This window comes from Bacillus seohaeanensis, from assembly GCF_042684945.1.
Classification (GTDB): Bacteria; Bacillota; Bacilli; order Bacillales; family Bacillaceae_B; genus Rossellomorea; species Rossellomorea seohaeanensis.
The window spans coordinates 176,503-191,690 of the sequence record NZ_JBHUMF010000008.1 but is presented as its reverse complement, the minus strand read 5'-3'; the positions used below and the strand labels follow the sequence as shown (position 1 = coordinate 191,690).

Below are 15,188 nucleotides of genomic sequence, written 5' to 3'. Positions count from 1 at the left end.
TTATAGTAGCCGGAGTCGAGTGCTATTTCCTTCGCATATTGACCAAATAATTGTTTTAATTGCTCCACTTGTCCCATCAATTTGCGATGACCTGGCACATTGGCAGCCGTGACATCCGTCGCGATGATAAAGTTATGAAGCGAATCCACTATACGATGCTCAAAGTACGCAAATCTCCCACGTTCATCGTGTTTGACTGATAAGCGTGCGTCAGAGTCTACCGGGCTAATGTTTGTCCGTTTCTCTTCTATTTTTGGACCTTTTGCTGGAAGAGGTTTCTTCCCGTGACGCGCACGATATTCATTAATGATCGTTAAGTCTTCGTCTTTTTCTTCTATGATTTTCTCTTCTACCTTTGTTTTACGGATGCGTTTATTGGCATTCGCCTTTAATTCTGTTTCATCTGCGACCCATGTTTCGTTCGCAATAAATCCTTCTTTGTGAATCGAACAAAGACAATGATGAAAAAGCCCCTCCCAAAACATCGTATTCTGCAGACGTTGCGAAAGAAACTTAGAGATTGTCGAGTGATTGGGAACTTTCTCTTGAGGAGAAATGCCTAAAAACCAACGATACGTTGCGTTCTGCTTTACTTGCTTACACGTAAAACGAACCGAACGAAAGCCTTCCAAATACTGAATCAACAAGATTTTCACCAACACAATCGGGTCCTTTGTTGGTCGACCAATACGATGGGGATAGAAACCTTCTAACCGCTTCGACACAAAATCCCAGTCTATGATTGGATCCATCTTCACTAAATGATGGGAAGCATCATACATCATTTCATAGAACCTTCGATTTGCTTCTATCTCTTGTCTGGAATAAGTAACATACATAAAAAAATCCCCTCGCTTCTTTTGATTTACGAGGGAATTCTATCGAGATTTTCATGTTTTGTCTATTGCCAAGATTGTTTTTCAACAGTATGAAAACGAGGCTAACCTTTTGGTTAGCCTCGTTTTCTATTGTTTAAGGTTTTTGTATTTCGATTAATAGATCTCCAGGGCTTAATGCGTCCCCATTTTGCACATAGATATCTTTAACTACTCCAGAAAAAGGAGCTTGAACAGTCGTTTCCATTTTCATTGCCTCGGTGATTAATAAGTGATCTCCTCTTTCCACCTTTTCTCCCTTGTCTGCAATTACTTTAATAACAGTACCTGGCATAGATGCACCAATATGACTTTCATTTTTAGGGTCAGCCTTTGCTTTTGTAGCAACAGCGGATTTAATATTCTCATCTTTAATGACAATTTCACGTGGCTGTCCGTTAAGCTCAAAATAAACAATTCTTGTTCCGTCAGCCTGTGCCTGTCCGATAGAAACAAGCTTTACAATCAATGTTTTACCCGTTTCAATTTCCACTTCTATTTCTTCACCTAATCTCATACCGTACAGGAATGTCGGCGTATCTAAAACAGAAACATCACCAAATTGCTCTACTGTTTGATTGTATTCCATAAAAACTTTAGGGTATAGGGCATAAGCTAGAGCATCAAAGCTCGTAACTTGTCTTCCCAATTCTTTATAGAGCTTCTCTTTTAATAGATTGAAATCTACATCCTCTAATAGTTCCCCAGGTCTTACGGTTATTTGTTCCCGTCCTTTTAAAATCACCTTTTGCAGCTGTTCGGGGAATCCCCCGTAGGGCTGACCTAAGTAGCCTTCAAACAATTCCACAACAGAATCTGGAAAATCAATTTTATCCCCGCGTTCTAATACATCACTTTCTGTTAGCTCATTTTGCACCATAAATAGCGCCATATCTCCTACAACTTTAGAAGATGGTGTAACTTTTACTATATCCCCAAAAAGATGATTGACTCTTGCATACATTTCTTTCACTTGCTCCCAACGGTCACCAAGCCCTACAGCTTTAGCCTGTTGCTGCAAATTACTGTACTGTCCACCAGGCATTTCATGTTTATATACTTCACTATGTGGAGACATCATACCACTTTCGAAATCTTGGTAATATTTACGGATATCCTCCCAATAATGAGAAAGTGTTTCAAGTGAATTAATATCTACCTCAGGCTTCCTTTCAGTACCTTGCATTGCATAATAAAGGGTATTGGCGCTAGGTTGAGAAGTAAGCCCAGACATTGTACTTAGTGCAGTATCCACTATATCCACACCAGCTTCAATAGCTTTTGCATAAGTGAAAACTCCATTTCCACTTGTATCATGCGTATGCAAATGAATTGGTAAATTAACAGTATCTTTCAATTCAGATATAAGTCTGTAAGCAGACTGAGGTTTTAAGAGTCCTGCCATATCTTTTATTGCCAGCAAGTGAGCCCCTTGTGCTTCCAATTCTTTTGCAAGCTTTTTATAATATGCAGTATCGTATTTCGTTCTTGTAGGGTCATCAATATCTCCAGTATAGCAAATGGCAGCCTCCGCAATCTTACCACTTTGACGTACTGCATCAATTGCTACCTCCATCCCCTTTACCCAGTTTAAGCTATCAAAAATTCTGAAAACATCTATTCCAGAAAAAGCGGATTTTTCAACAAACTCCCGAATAACATTGTCAGGATAATTTTTATACCCTACCGCGTTAGAAGCTCTTAAAAGCATTTGAAAAAGAACATTAGGAATTTTCTCTCTTAATGTAAGTAAACGATTCCACGGATCCTCTTTTAAGAAACGATAAGATACATCGAATGTTGCTCCTCCCCACATTTCAAACGAAAACAAATCAGGTAAAAGTCTCGCTGACGGCTCTGCAATATGTTTAATGTCGTTCGTCCTTACTCTCGTAGCAAGTAGGGATTGATGAGCATCACGAAATGTTGTATCTGTTAAGAGAACACCATTCTTATTTTTCACCCAATCCACGAGGCCATCTGCACCATGCTCATCAAGGATTTGCTTTGTTCCAGACGGGACAGGTCCTGACTCTGTAATTAAAGGGATTCTTGCTTTACTATAAACAGGCTTCTTTTTCCGTTCTATACCCGGAAAGCCATTTACCGTCACATTACCTATATAAGAAAGCATTTTTGTTCCCCGGTCTTTTCGTTTCGGGAAAATAAACAATTCCGGAGTAGAATCAATAAATGAAGTATTATATTCACCTGTCATGAATTTTTCATGCTTAACAACGTTTTCTAGGAAAGGGATATTCGTTTTAATTCCACGAATCCGAAATTCTTGTAAATTACGGACCATTTTAGATGCCGCTTGTTCAAATGTTAGCGCCCATGTCGACAGTTTGACGAGCAAAGAATCATAATAAGGAGTAATCACTGCACCTTGGAAACCGTTTCCTGCGTCTAAACGCACACCAAACCCTCCACCAGACCGGTAAGCCATAATTTTACCTGTATCAGGCATAAAATTATTCAATGGATCCTCTGTCGTAACACGAGATTGGATAGCATAACCATTTGTGACAATCTTCTCTTGTGAAGGAATTCCAATCTTGTCACTATGTAAGGAATGACCTTGTGCAATCATTATTTGCGTTTGAACGATATCGACACCAGTAACCATCTCCGTAATCGTGTGTTCTACTTGGACACGTGGATTAACCTCAATAAAGAAAAACTCATCACCAGCAACCAAAAATTCTACCGTACCCGCATTTACATAGTTAACATTTTTCATCAATCTTACTGCAGCCTCGCAAATTCGTTCTCTTAAGTCTTCCGTAAGCGAGACAGAAGGTGCTATCTCGACTACTTTTTGATGACGTCTTTGAACAGAGCAATCCCTCTCGTAAAGATGGACTATGTTTCCATCCTCATCTCCAAGTATTTGTACCTCGATATGTTTAGGGTTTTCAACGAACTTTTCAACATATACTTCATCATTTCCAAAAGCAGCCTTCGCTTCTGATTTTGCACGTTCATAGGATTCTTTCAATGTTTCTAAACTTCTGACTATTCTCATGCCACGACCACCGCCACCTAATGACGCTTTAATCATTAATGGAAAGCCATGGTTGCGACCGAAACTAACGACCTCTTCTAGACTTGAAACAGGTCCATCGCTACCAGGTATAACTGGGATGTTTGCTACTTGTGCCTGGTGACGAGCTTTCACTTTGTCTCCGAACATATTTAAATGCTCTGACTGTGGTCCAATGAACACAATCCCCTCTTCTTCACATCTTCTAGCAAAAGAAATATTTTCCGATAGAAAACCATATCCTGGGTGAATAGCATCTACATCAGAACTCTTTGCAATGTTGATAATATTCTCTATATCAAGGTAAGCATCTATAGGCTTTTTTCCTTCACCTACTAAATATGCTTCATCAGCTTTATATCGGTGGTATGCACCTGAATCTTCTTTAGAATAAATTGCAACTGTACGAATGTTTAATTCCGTACAAGCTCTGAATACTCGTATGGCAATTTCTCCTCTGTTTGCCACTAATACCTTTTGAATCTTCTTCATTCTAGTATCTCCTCTCAGTACATGAAATTGTAAGTTCTAGTCTATGAAAAAAGGGCTTCCCCAAAAGATAATTGACAGTATCTTAGGGGCTACCCTAGACTAATGTTTTTAAAGAAAAACTAAGTTCTAAAAATTATATATTTTATTGTTATTTATATTATTCGACGAACTTTGACTATTTTCCTTCTTTATTTTATATTTTTTTTCATATTTTACGAACATAGAAACGTTAACAAGTAGTCCCATAGATAAAGATAGTACTAATAAGGAAGATCCACCATAGCTTATAAAAGGCAAAGGAACTCCTGTTATAGGGATTAAACCAGAAACTCCCCCAAGGTTAATAAACGCTTGAAGACCAATCATACTAGAAATTCCAATAGCAAGCATAGTCCCAAATGGATCCTTACACTTTACTCCTATATATATGCCTCGAAGTACAATATAACTTAATCCAACTATAACGAATGTCACCCCAAAGACTCCTAGTTCCTCTGCGATAACCGACATAATAAAATCTGTATGTGGTTCTGGCAAATAGCCTAGTTTTTGAACACTTTGACCTAGACCCAATCCTTGCACACCGCCTGACCCAATAGCTAAATAAGAGTTTACTAGTTGATATCCCTCGCCTTGAGCATACTTAAAAGGAGATAAATACGCTTCAATTCTGCTCATTCTTTCCTTTGTAAAAATATAATCCCTAGCTAAATAGATGAACGGAGAGCAGACAACTAAAAAAGCGATACCAAGACCTGCAAGTTTAGAAAAAGTTTTAAAACTGATACCCGAACAAAAAATTACAAGGAAGCCAATAGTAAAAATGATAGCTGCAGTACCAAAGTCAGGCTCTAAAAAAACAAGAAAGCAAATAAATCCTAAAAAAGCAAGTGGAGGGATGACTCCTTTATTGAAACTATCAATATAGCTCTGTTTCTTTGCATATACAGCTCCTAGATAAATAATTATTGCAAGCTTCGCAAATTCTGAGGGCTGCACTTGCATTACTCCAATATTTATCCAACTTTTCGCATTGTTTATTTCAACCCCAATAACATGTACAGCAAGTAAAAGACCTACAATGGTAACCATCAACGTCTTTAATATCTTTCCGACTTGAAATGCTTTGTAAGGAAACCAGGCCGCAAAGGTAAATGCACCAAATCCGATAATAATGTTGACTAACTGTTTTTTATAAAAATGGTCACTCTCATAACCAAAACGCTCAACTGCCATGACCATGCTACCGCTGTAAATCATAACTAGTCCAAATAAACATAGAAATACGTAAACAGCAATTAATGAGTAATCATAGGATTTTATTATTTTTTTTATCATAGTCGCTTCCAATCCTTTTTATAAAGTGAAACTTCAATCAGTTGGGCTTCTCTTCCCTCTCCTACTAATTGTTAGTTGAACCAACCAGGTGTTCACACTAAAAAGTGTAGGCAACTTCCCACCCTCGAAGCGCAGCAGCATATCTTATAACTCGAGAACTAGGAGCCACAGCTAGATTAAGGTAGTTTATCCGCCACCTACTCTTTTTCAATTTCTCTAATCCTTAGGAAAGTGGGAGTGATGGGGATAAACTTTTTCGATAAAAAAGGAAATTCCTTCCCTTTGAAGAGATGAACCCCCTCTATGTAAGTTAAACCCCTTAATTATATTCCAAAAAAATTTATTTCTTCAGGATAAAAAAACTCAAACAACAGAAAGAAGTATTGTTTGAGTTGTCATAACTATTTTACTTTTTGGTAGAGGCTTCATGAAGAGCAGAAAGTTCTCTTTCTAAAGAATCAAGAAGCTCTTTTCCATCCTTATCATCTACTAACCCTAAACGAACCGCAAACTCTATTTCACGAGATAATCCGAACATTTGGGTGTCCAATACTTCCTCATACAAAGGGCATTGGGGCATCGTTAAATTATCCATTTGAACTTTAATAAGTTGTAAAATCTTTTCCGCGTCCGCCTTTAATAATGCATAGGCTTTATCTCGATGATTAATAGTCATTTCAGACGCCACGTTGATCCCCCCTTACCGAACAAATAAAAATATTTCTATCTCAAAATTTTATCGTTAATCCCCTCAAATTGCAAGAAAAATAAGTGATTTACCTCCGCGCTGAATAGATAAGGCTTCAAACATAACTCTCTTCTCCGTCTAAGCTTCTTTAAAACCATTGTTACTATCAGTTGACAAACATTTAAAATAGAAAATGTGACATTTCCCCATATAAACGATATACTAAAATTATCAACTAGAGGTCTAGGGGGAATCAAACTTGAATATGATCATGCCAATTAATGGTGAAGTAAATTATACGATAACGTTGGATCCAACTGTATGGATATTTGATGACAGGAAAGTTGATTTAGATACATACTTTGAAGAAACAAATGTTGAACACGATGAATTAGAAGAGTATACAAAAAACATCTCTAAGCATTGGTCCAGAGAGATCCAAGAGGGGGCAACTTATCCTCCCACTTTAAAAACAGAAAAAAAATACCTAAAAGAAAAAATATTAACTGGGACTTTTGCCATTCCTTTTCTACCTTTTTTAGAAAATGCTGAACCAAAGGAAGGCGCTTCTAAACTTATCATTAATACAGAAAACGATTCGTTTTCCTTTGAGCTAGAGACTGCCTCACAACTGCTGCTCGGATTTTCTAATAAAGGAAAGCCTTTAACAGAAGACGGTCCAGTATACATTTATTTTAAAGACGGTTCAAACAAACAAAATCCAATTAAAAGAGTTACAAGCTTTACAATTGAATAGTAGTTATCCATACCCTGAAAATGAACTGATCCAGGAACACCTGGATCAGTTTTTGCATACTTTACCATTGTATTTTAATCTTAAAGTATATCAGCTGCAAGCTGTGCTAAACCTGAACGTTCCCCTTTTAATAACTTGACATGTCCAGCTACGTTTTGATTTTTAAATTTTTCAACTACATAAGTTAGACCATTATTATATTCATCTAGATAAGGATGATCGATTTGACCAGGATCTCCCATTAACACTATTTTACTTCGTTCACCAACACGAGTTAAAATTGTCTTTACTTCATGTTTTGTTAAATTCTGTGCCTCATCAATAATAATGAATTGTTCGGGGATGCTCCTTCCTCTAATATAGGTTAAAGCTTCCACTTCAATAGAACCCATTCCCGCTAGAATATCATCAAGTTCTCCTGGTTTTTTAACGTTAAAAAGATATTCTAAATTATCATATATCGGTTGCATCCACGGTCTTAATTTTTCTTGTTTTTCTCCCGGTAAAAAGCCAATATCCTTTCCGACTGGAACTATTGGGCGGGCGACTAATAGTTTTTTGTAGGACTGGTAATCTTCCGTTTGAAGCAGACCAGCTGCAAGTGCAAGTAACGTTTTACCTGTTCCAGCCTTCCCAACCATCGTCACCAATGGAATATCCTCTCTTAGCAGTAATTCTGTTGCCATCGTTTGTTGAACATTTCTAGCTCGAATCCCCCACAAATGTTCACTATCATAAATTAGTTTTTTCACTTTTTTTCCTGATGCATCCACCATTCCCAGTGCTGATGCAGAACTTCCAAGCGCATCCTTCAGAATCAAGAATTGATGTGAATTAAGCCTTTGATTTTTTATTTTTGAAACATCTATTTCTCCTTTTTCATAGTACAAATCAAGCAGGTCTTTTGATACATATAACTCGACAAATCCAGAATAGATATCATTTACTTCGACTACTCTATCACTCAAATAGTCTTCTGCCTGCAAACCAATGGCATCTGCCTTTACGCGAACAAGTGTGTCTTTACTAACTAATATTACCGCTCTGCCATCTTTTTTCGCTTCTTCTTCTAAAAAAAGATTTTTTGCTACCGCAAGAATTCGATTATCATTTGTCTTTTCTACAAATATTTCTTGAAGTTGTTGAAATGATCGATGATTAAGTTCAATGCGTAACGTACCCCCATTGTGCAAAGGAATTTTTTCATGGAGCTTTCCTTCTTGTCTTAAATTATCTATTAGTTTTGACACATGCCTTGCATTTCTTCCTAATTCATCCATATAACGCTTTTTAGAATCGACCTCTTCTAATACAACTGCTGGAATTACCACTTCATTATCCTGGAATGAAAAAATTGAATATGGATCTTGTAACAAGACATTGGTATCTAATACGTAAATTTTATTCAAATCGATGCCTCCTGCTCCTAATATCTTATTTCCATTGTATGTAGCCCCTTATCATCCGGTTATTCAAAAGCTACTATTTATGGTTGGACGGCCCGTTGCTTAAAATATATGAAACAACGTATAAAGATAGAAGAATTTTACACAATAAGAAATGACAGTGATTAAAATAGGGAGGTATTTAAATGAATAGAATCATCTCCATTCTAGTTCTTGTTTCCTTTTTAGCTGCGTGCACAAACAATAATCAAAACAATAATGTTGGATATAACAATAATACTGATTCTAATAAGCCTAACACCATCACAGTAAAAGACAGTAATATTCAACATGTAGAACGAAAAACAGGAGAGGAAATATCACAGCATCTAGTTAATCTTGCATCAGGTGTCCCCTCGGTTAAAGATGCTACCGCTGTGGTTGTAGGGAAGTATGCAATTGTAGGCATTGATGTTGATTCTAATATTGACCGCTCCGAAGTAGGCACGATTAAATATTCCGTTGCCGAAGCATTAAAAAATGACCCTTATGGTGCCCAAGCACTTGTAGTAGCTGACCCTGATATTAATGCTCGTTTGGATGAAATAGGCTCAGATATTCAAAGTGGACAACCATTACAAGGAATAATGAATGAATTGTCTGATATTACCGGTAGAATTATTCCAGAAACACCGAAATCTTTGCAAAATACCGACTCAGAGAATGCTCCAGAAGAACCGAAAAAGAAAATGAATAACCAAAAGGAAAAACAATTAAACAAAGAGCAGAACGATCAATCTCATCACCGTATGGACTAAAACTACAGTCATTCTTCTCACCTCAAAACAAGTTTGCAAAGAAAAAAGCCATGAAAAATCAGTTGTCTACACTGTTTTTCATGGCTTCTATTACTTGTCGGTCGAGGCGGTCTGCCGCTTTTTCATCATATGTTTTTTCATACCCAGGTTCGGTAGAAATTTTCGAACCATAAAACATCACATCCTTCACTTCATGAATGCATACTCTAATAAGCGATAATTTCAATGGCACATTTTCTAGCCTTTCCTTGAGGATTCTCGCTTCTCCACTAATGGAGTACGTAGATTCATTAGCAATTAAATTAATAACGACTAAATGATTGTACTTTACATTCTCAACGATTTTCGAACGTCTATCGACAGCAAAAACTACCGTTTCTTCGTCACTTGCAATCACCCAAGAAATAGCATTTACACTTGGTCCACCTGTTTCATAGTCAACAGTGGCCACTGTAACAAAACGTTCTGTTTGAAGTTCATCAAATAATTCTGGTATTAATTTCGGCTCAATACGATTTGCCATGTCACTCCTCCTCTGTTTGGTAGTACATGCTCAAGCATAAAGACAAGGAGAACCGTAATGTTCAAGGAAATGTGGGAGTAAACGCAGAAAAGGTGTACTTCTTTTCCGAGGAACGAGGCAGGAGATTGCCACCGGTCATTTTCTCCAGGCTTTTAGAGGTCCTCTTTATTGTAACAATTCCATTATACTATAGTTCCTACTGTATCGAAAAATGACAAAAAATCAATCGAAAGGCGTAACTTCTTTCTACATGATATACTAGGATTACCAAATATATGTTTAGAATAATAAAAGAGGTGTTTTAATGCGAGTTAAATGTGCATTATGTGAAATTATTGAAAATATAGAAGACGATTCTTTAGAAGCTAAAAGACTTAGAAACCGACCGATACACACATATATGTGCCAACCTTGCCGTGACAGGATTAAGGAAAAAACGGAAAAGCGAGCTGCTACAGGGAATTTCCGCTTATACCGATCACCAAAGGTAACAGATGAGTTCTAATATTTTCAACTGAATAAATAACAACTGTGAACACATCTAAGTAGCTGTTAGATATGTCTCTACAATGCCATACTGTATACTATCTTATTTATAAAAAAGGGGGGCTGTTTAAATTTAAACAGTCCCCCTTTTCTCTATATATTCCCTTGTTTTTTCTCATTATTTAAACGTATTTTATAGATGATCAAGATAAAGGCTGCAACAACCAAACCTTCGGCAACCGGTAAAAAGATCCCTAAAAAAGTTAATACCGTACTTCCAAAGAAAAGGAAAAAGTAAATAATAATTGATTTAAATAAGGGAAGCTTTTTCGCAAATCCTAATTTATATACAAGTATAGATAAACCGACGATTGTTAGATACAAAAGCCACATACCTAATTCTTCGTTTTGATCTACACGATAAAGGGCTGCAAAAAAGGACAAACGTTCTGATACATCCATTCCTTTCCCCTCCTTTACCAAGTCCTAGACAAATTAATTAGTTTCTGTAAGCTTTTTCTTTTTAGTCACTCTTTCACGTTCGCTCTTATCAAGAACTTTTTTACGCAAACGAATAGATTCCGGAGTTACTTCGCAATACTCGTCATCATTTAAATATTCAAGCGACTCTTCTAATGTCATTATTCTAGGTTTTTTAATTGTAACCGTTTGGTCTTTTGTTGCAGAACGGACATTTGTTGCATGCTTAAGTTTTGTAATATTAACGGTAATATCATTTTCTCTAGTATGTTCCCCAACAACCATACCACCGTAAATTTCAACACCTGGTTCTACAAAGATTACACCACGATCTTCTACTTGCATAATACCGTATTGAGTTGCTTTACCTGTTTCCATGGAAACAAGAACTCCTTGACGGCGTCCACCTACACGACCTTTTTGCATTGGCTGATAGCTGTCAAAGGTATGATTGATAATTCCGTACCCTCTAGTTAGAGTCATAAATTCAGTCGAATAACCTATTAAGCCACGGGCAGGAACCATAAATACAAGGCGAACTTGTCCGTTTCCGTTATTGATCATATCTAGCATTTCACCTTTTCGAGAACCGAGTGATTCAATTACACCACCCATATACTCTTCAGGAATATCGATTTGAACACGTTCTACCGGTTCGCTTTTTACTCCATCAATTTCTCGAACGATAACTTGCGGTTTCGATACTTGAAGTTCATATCCTTCACGACGCATGTTCTCAATAAGAATAGATAAATGAAGTTCACCGCGTCCTGACACTGTCCAAGCATCTGGTGAATCTGTTGGATCCACCCGTAAACTTACATCAGTTTGTAATTGTGCTAATAGACGTTCTTCAATCTTACGTGCTGTTACAAATTTTCCTTCTCGTCCTGCAAATGGACTATTGTTTACAAGGAAGGTCATTTGTAATGTTGGCTCATCAATACGTAGAACAGGAAGTGGTTCTTGATGCTCTACAGGACAAACCGTTTCTCCAACGTTAATATCTTCCATACCAGATACCGCAATAAGGTCACCTGCATGAGCCTCTTCTATTTCCTCTCGTTTTAACCCAAAGAAACCAAATATCTTTGTTACACGGAATTGTTTAACAGAACCGTCTAATTTCATTAGAGCAACTTGTTGTCCAACCTTCATTGTCCCTCTAAAAACACGACCAACTCCAATACGACCAACATAATCATTGTAGTCTAAAAGAGCTACTTGAAACTGTAATGGGTCTTCACGATTATCTACAGGTGCCGGAATATTTTCAATAATGGATTCATATAAACATTGCATATTTTCATCTTGATTAGCGGGATTTGGATCTGTGCTTGCTGTACCACTAAGTGCTGAAGCATATATAACAGGGAATTCTAATTGTTCGTCATTCGCATCAAGCTCGATAAATAACTCAAGTACTTCATCAATAACTTCCTCTGGTCTTGCTGAGTCTTTATCAATTTTATTTACTACAACGATCGGAGTAAGGTTTTGCTCTAATGCTTTTTTCAATACAAATCGCGTTTGAGGCATGCAGCCTTCATACGCATCCACAACAAGCAGAACACCATCAACCATTTTCATAATACGTTCAACTTCACCACCGAAGTCAGCATGTCCTGGTGTATCAAGGATATTAATTCTAGTATCTTTATATTGAATCGCAGTATTTTTAGCTAGGATTGTAATACCACGTTCTCTTTCTAAATCATTGGAATCCATTGCGCGTTCACTTACTTGCTCGTTTGCACGAAAAATTCCTGATTGCTTTAACAACTCATCTACTAGCGTTGTTTTACCATGGTCTACGTGAGCAATAATAGCAATATTTCTAAGATCATTTCTTAAGTTCATTTTCCCACTCCTGAATATTGACATCATTCAACAAGAAATCCGTCATTGTTTTTAACTGTACCATTATATCACAGACAGTAGAAAACCCGAAATAAATTATGTAGAATAAAAAAGTGGAAGCGCTTGATTAGAGGTGACAAGCTTTTTCAAGAAAACAGAAGAGGGTCGTCGTTTACCCTCAACTATTTTTTTGAAAAAGACCTCTAGCCGCTGGAACTGGACAATGAAAAATGAAAGTGGCTTGATCAGCCCCTCACGTCCAAACTCTAAATTGGAAATATTAACATTTTAGAATGAGAAATTATTTCCAAAAACTTATTTAGATTTATTTCAAGTGTTCTAACTAGAAAAAATTGATATAGTTAAATTATAAGGCTCTTTTCTCATAGATTGTTGTTTTTACTTATAAATTTAGCCCGTTGATTTCCGCTACGGACACAAGACTCCTCGGGGAGGAATGGGAGCCTCCTCGGCTTCGCCTGCGGGGTCTCCCACTTCCCTCTCTTCCCGCAGGAGTCAAGTGCCCTCCGCTCCAATCAACTCAGTAGGTTAAACTTAGTTTTCCGTTAAAAAGCAACAAACTTTACGAAAATAGCCAACTATAAAAAGAAGTACAAAACTGTACTTAGCATAAGGGAGAGGAATTGGAAATGAAAAATATTAAGTGGATATTTGTTCTATTTGCAGTCTTAGCAGCACTTTCTATTATGGGGTTCGGTATTGCAATAAGTGCTAAAAGTTTAGTAATTGCTATTCTAAGTCTTATTATACTTATCGCTGTAATGGGGCTTGGATTTACAACGAAGAAGAAATATCGGGAAGAAGGCAAGCTTTAATAAAAAAGATGCTGATCAAAAAAATTTCACTTTTTTTGATCAGCATTAATAACTATTTAAACCTGTATAGATACTTTTCTAGAATTGTTTTATGCAACTGAGAATTCCCCACAAATACAGAACTCTTTTCAAGCGGATTCAAGTCTTCCCCCTTAAGGTTTGTGACTTTCCCGCCTACCTCTTCAATAAGAATTCTTCCAGCTGCAAAGTCCCAAGGGGCCAAACGCATTGTCAAGTAAGCATCAAGACGTCCAGATGCAACATACGCCATTTCTAACGCAGCCGATCCATAGGAACGAACCCCCCTTACAGTTTGAACTAACGGTGCTAAAATTGTAGGATCTATTCGTTTATTTTCTGTTACCCATAAAGCATTCAAAGCAACAATACTGTCTTCAATATCGACAGGCTTTAATTCTTCAAGCTTTATGTCGTTCATATAAGCACCTTCGCCTTTTTTAGCAAAATAAAGTTCGTCATGAACAACATCATAAATGTAGCCAAGGATACCTACCCCATTTTCGTAAACCCCTATAGAAATCGCAAAGTTTCTTTGTTGATGGACAAAATTCATTGTTCCGTCAATTGGATCAATTACCCATGTAATTCCTTTCATTTCCTGAAGCTCGTCACCATAACCTTCTTCGCCAACAATTTCGTGATCCGGGTAAATATTTCGAATATTATCAGTAAAAAATTCTTCCGTAGCTTTGTCAATATTCGTTACTAAATCATTCCGGTTTGACTTCGTTTGAATATTTAATTCTGTTTGAAAAGAAGCACGAATACGTTTTCCTGCTTCAGCTATCCATTCTCGTATATTCTGATCAAGCTCCATCCAATTTGTCATTTGTTCATCCTCCAAATATGCAATATAAAGTGAAACTTCAATCAGTAGGGGTTCCATCCCCCGATGATTGTTAGTTGAACCGATTGGACAGCTACCTCTCCACACATGCCTTGATTCCTCTAAGTCTTAAGGTGGGGTTACTGCCCTTTAGTGCGAGATAAATGCTTTTTTCGTATGTAAAAATTAAATTAGTAACAACTTCCTTTTATTTAGCTTAAGATAAATCAACTTTCTATTCAAGCAACACGAAAAATGCGAACTCATATTCCTAGGTTAGAGTTCGCATCAAATCATTCGTTTAAACCTTATTTGCATTTTTCCTTTACTCCTCTTCTACTAACCTACAAAGCCTTTAGCCGAATTAACTCTTCTCTTATTTTCATTAATTTTTCTTTTGATTTCATTTGAATGTCTTTATTATCCGCTTCCATCGCTTCAAATAATACAGCAAGTTCATAATCCATTTCTAATCTAAGAACAGCTAACCGTTGTTGATGGATATCGCGTTTTTTAGACGTGTTCATTACTTGTTTCATGGATATAGCACCCCTTCCAGGTGGTTTTATTTTCTAACTCTTCTGATAATATTTAATACATATTATGACGTTTCTTATCATCACGTAACAAAAATGTGTATTCACCTACTATTCGTTACATTCTCTTATAAAGCGAAACTTCAATTATTAGGGATTTTCTTTCATTCTCCACTGATTGTTGATCTCGTTCTACTAACATTTCCACTTATCAGTGGATG

14 protein-coding genes are annotated in these 15,188 nt (G+C 36.9%); 4 read left to right on the top strand and 10 right to left on the bottom strand.

The features are described from left to right. The 4 genes from ACFSUL_RS03910 to ACFSUL_RS03895 all read right to left on the bottom strand — a co-directional run. Positions 1–839: transposase (locus ACFSUL_RS03910; RefSeq protein ID WP_377932882.1), on the bottom strand; the 839-nt coding region annotated here is incomplete at its 3' end. Between the two features lie 133 nt (positions 840–972). Continuing rightward, positions 973–4,413 (bottom strand): pyruvate carboxylase, encoded by a 3,441-nt coding sequence (pyc, locus tag ACFSUL_RS03905; protein ID WP_377932880.1) that lies wholly within the window; start codon positions 4,411–4,413, stop codon positions 973–975. 126 nt (positions 4,414–4,539) lie between these two features. Next, a complete protein-coding gene (locus ACFSUL_RS03900; RefSeq protein ID WP_377932878.1) occupies positions 4,540–5,751 on the bottom strand; it encodes an FtsW/RodA/SpoVE family cell cycle protein in 1,212 nt (403 codons plus the stop codon). A gap of 406 nt (positions 5,752–6,157) precedes the next feature. Next, the gene (locus ACFSUL_RS03895; protein WP_071412960.1) at positions 6,158–6,439 is read right to left on the bottom strand and encodes a YlaN family protein; all 282 of its coding nucleotides are present in this window, start codon (positions 6,437–6,439) and stop codon (positions 6,158–6,160) included. Positions 6,440–6,698: 259 nt separating this feature from the next. Here ACFSUL_RS03895 and ACFSUL_RS03890 point away from each other — a divergent pair, with 259 nt between their 5' ends. Beyond that, positions 6,699–7,196: a peptidyl-prolyl cis-trans isomerase gene (locus tag ACFSUL_RS03890; protein WP_377932876.1), complete on the top strand. Its 498-nt coding sequence runs from the start codon at positions 6,699–6,701 to the stop codon at positions 7,194–7,196. An 80-nt stretch (positions 7,197–7,276) separates the two neighbouring features. Here ACFSUL_RS03890 and ACFSUL_RS03885 read toward each other — a convergent pair whose 3' ends face one another. Beyond that, positions 7,277–8,605, bottom strand: a complete 1,329-nt coding sequence (locus ACFSUL_RS03885; RefSeq protein ID WP_377932874.1) for a PhoH family protein — start codon at positions 8,603–8,605, stop codon at positions 7,277–7,279. Between the two features lie 182 nt (positions 8,606–8,787). Here ACFSUL_RS03885 and ACFSUL_RS03880 point away from each other — a divergent pair, with 182 nt between their 5' ends. Then, positions 8,788–9,399 carry a YhcN/YlaJ family sporulation lipoprotein gene (locus ACFSUL_RS03880; RefSeq protein WP_377932872.1) on the top strand — a complete coding sequence of 204 codons (612 nt, stop codon included), beginning with the start codon at positions 8,788–8,790 and terminating at the stop codon, positions 9,397–9,399. Between the two features lie 58 nt (positions 9,400–9,457). Here ACFSUL_RS03880 and ACFSUL_RS03875 read toward each other — a convergent pair whose 3' ends face one another. Continuing rightward, positions 9,458–9,922: a pyridoxamine 5'-phosphate oxidase family protein gene (locus ACFSUL_RS03875; protein WP_377932870.1), complete on the bottom strand. Its 465-nt coding sequence runs from the start codon at positions 9,920–9,922 to the stop codon at positions 9,458–9,460. A gap of 304 nt (positions 9,923–10,226) precedes the next feature. Here ACFSUL_RS03875 and ACFSUL_RS03870 point away from each other — a divergent pair, with 304 nt between their 5' ends. Next, entirely contained in the window at positions 10,227–10,427 is a 201-nt protein-coding gene (locus ACFSUL_RS03870) for a YlaI family protein (protein ID WP_377932868.1), read from the top strand. 134 nt (positions 10,428–10,561) lie between these two features. Here ACFSUL_RS03870 and ACFSUL_RS03865 read toward each other — a convergent pair whose 3' ends face one another. Both ACFSUL_RS03865 and typA read right to left on the bottom strand, forming a co-directional pair. After that, positions 10,562–10,870, bottom strand: a complete 309-nt coding sequence (locus ACFSUL_RS03865) for a YlaH-like family protein (RefSeq protein ID WP_071412966.1) — start codon at positions 10,868–10,870, stop codon at positions 10,562–10,564. Positions 10,871–10,903: 33 nt separating this feature from the next. Further along, positions 10,904–12,748, bottom strand: coding sequence for a translational GTPase TypA (typA, locus tag ACFSUL_RS03860; RefSeq protein ID WP_377932865.1), 1,845 nt, complete (start codon positions 12,746–12,748; stop codon positions 10,904–10,906). A gap of 650 nt (positions 12,749–13,398) precedes the next feature. On the opposite strand from typA, the gene ACFSUL_RS03855 reads away from it, so the two are divergent. Beyond that, entirely contained in the window at positions 13,399–13,584 is a 186-nt protein-coding gene (locus ACFSUL_RS03855; RefSeq protein ID WP_377932863.1) for a YlaF family protein, read from the top strand. 52 nt (positions 13,585–13,636) lie between these two features. On the opposite strand, the gene ACFSUL_RS03850 is transcribed toward ACFSUL_RS03855, so the two are convergent. Both ACFSUL_RS03850 and ACFSUL_RS03845 read right to left on the bottom strand, forming a co-directional pair. Then, entirely contained in the window at positions 13,637–14,434 is a 798-nt protein-coding gene (locus tag ACFSUL_RS03850; protein ID WP_377932861.1) for an inositol monophosphatase family protein, read from the bottom strand. 341 nt (positions 14,435–14,775) lie between these two features. Then, complete coding sequence (locus tag ACFSUL_RS03845; protein WP_071412970.1) at positions 14,776–14,970, bottom strand: hypothetical protein; 195 nt, start codon at positions 14,968–14,970, stop codon at positions 14,776–14,778. Between the last annotated feature and the right edge of the window lie 218 nt (positions 14,971–15,188).

Coding starts and splice junctions, on each gene's coding strand:
- ACFSUL_RS03850 (WP_377932861.1), bottom strand. CDS start 14,434: ATGACAAATTGGATGGAGCTTGATCAGAATATACGAGAATGGATAGCT.
- ACFSUL_RS03870 (WP_377932868.1), top strand. CDS start 10,227: ATGCGAGTTAAATGTGCATTATGTGAAATTATTGAAAATATAGAAGAC.
- ACFSUL_RS03900 (WP_377932878.1), bottom strand. CDS start 5,751: ATGATAAAAAAAATAATAAAATCCTATGATTACTCATTAATTGCTGTT.
- ACFSUL_RS03875 (WP_377932870.1), bottom strand. CDS start 9,922: ATGGCAAATCGTATTGAGCCGAAATTAATACCAGAATTATTTGATGAA.
- ACFSUL_RS03845 (WP_071412970.1), bottom strand. CDS start 14,970: ATGAAACAAGTAATGAACACGTCTAAAAAACGCGATATCCATCAACAA.
- ACFSUL_RS03880 (WP_377932872.1), top strand. CDS start 8,788: ATGAATAGAATCATCTCCATTCTAGTTCTTGTTTCCTTTTTAGCTGCG.
- typA (WP_377932865.1), bottom strand. CDS start 12,748: ATGAACTTAAGAAATGATCTTAGAAATATTGCTATTATTGCTCACGTA.
- pyc (WP_377932880.1), bottom strand. CDS start 4,413: ATGAAGAAGATTCAAAAGGTATTAGTGGCAAACAGAGGAGAAATTGCC.
- ACFSUL_RS03865 (WP_071412966.1), bottom strand. CDS start 10,870: ATGGATGTATCAGAACGTTTGTCCTTTTTTGCAGCCCTTTATCGTGTA.
- ACFSUL_RS03855 (WP_377932863.1), top strand. CDS start 13,399: ATGAAAAATATTAAGTGGATATTTGTTCTATTTGCAGTCTTAGCAGCA.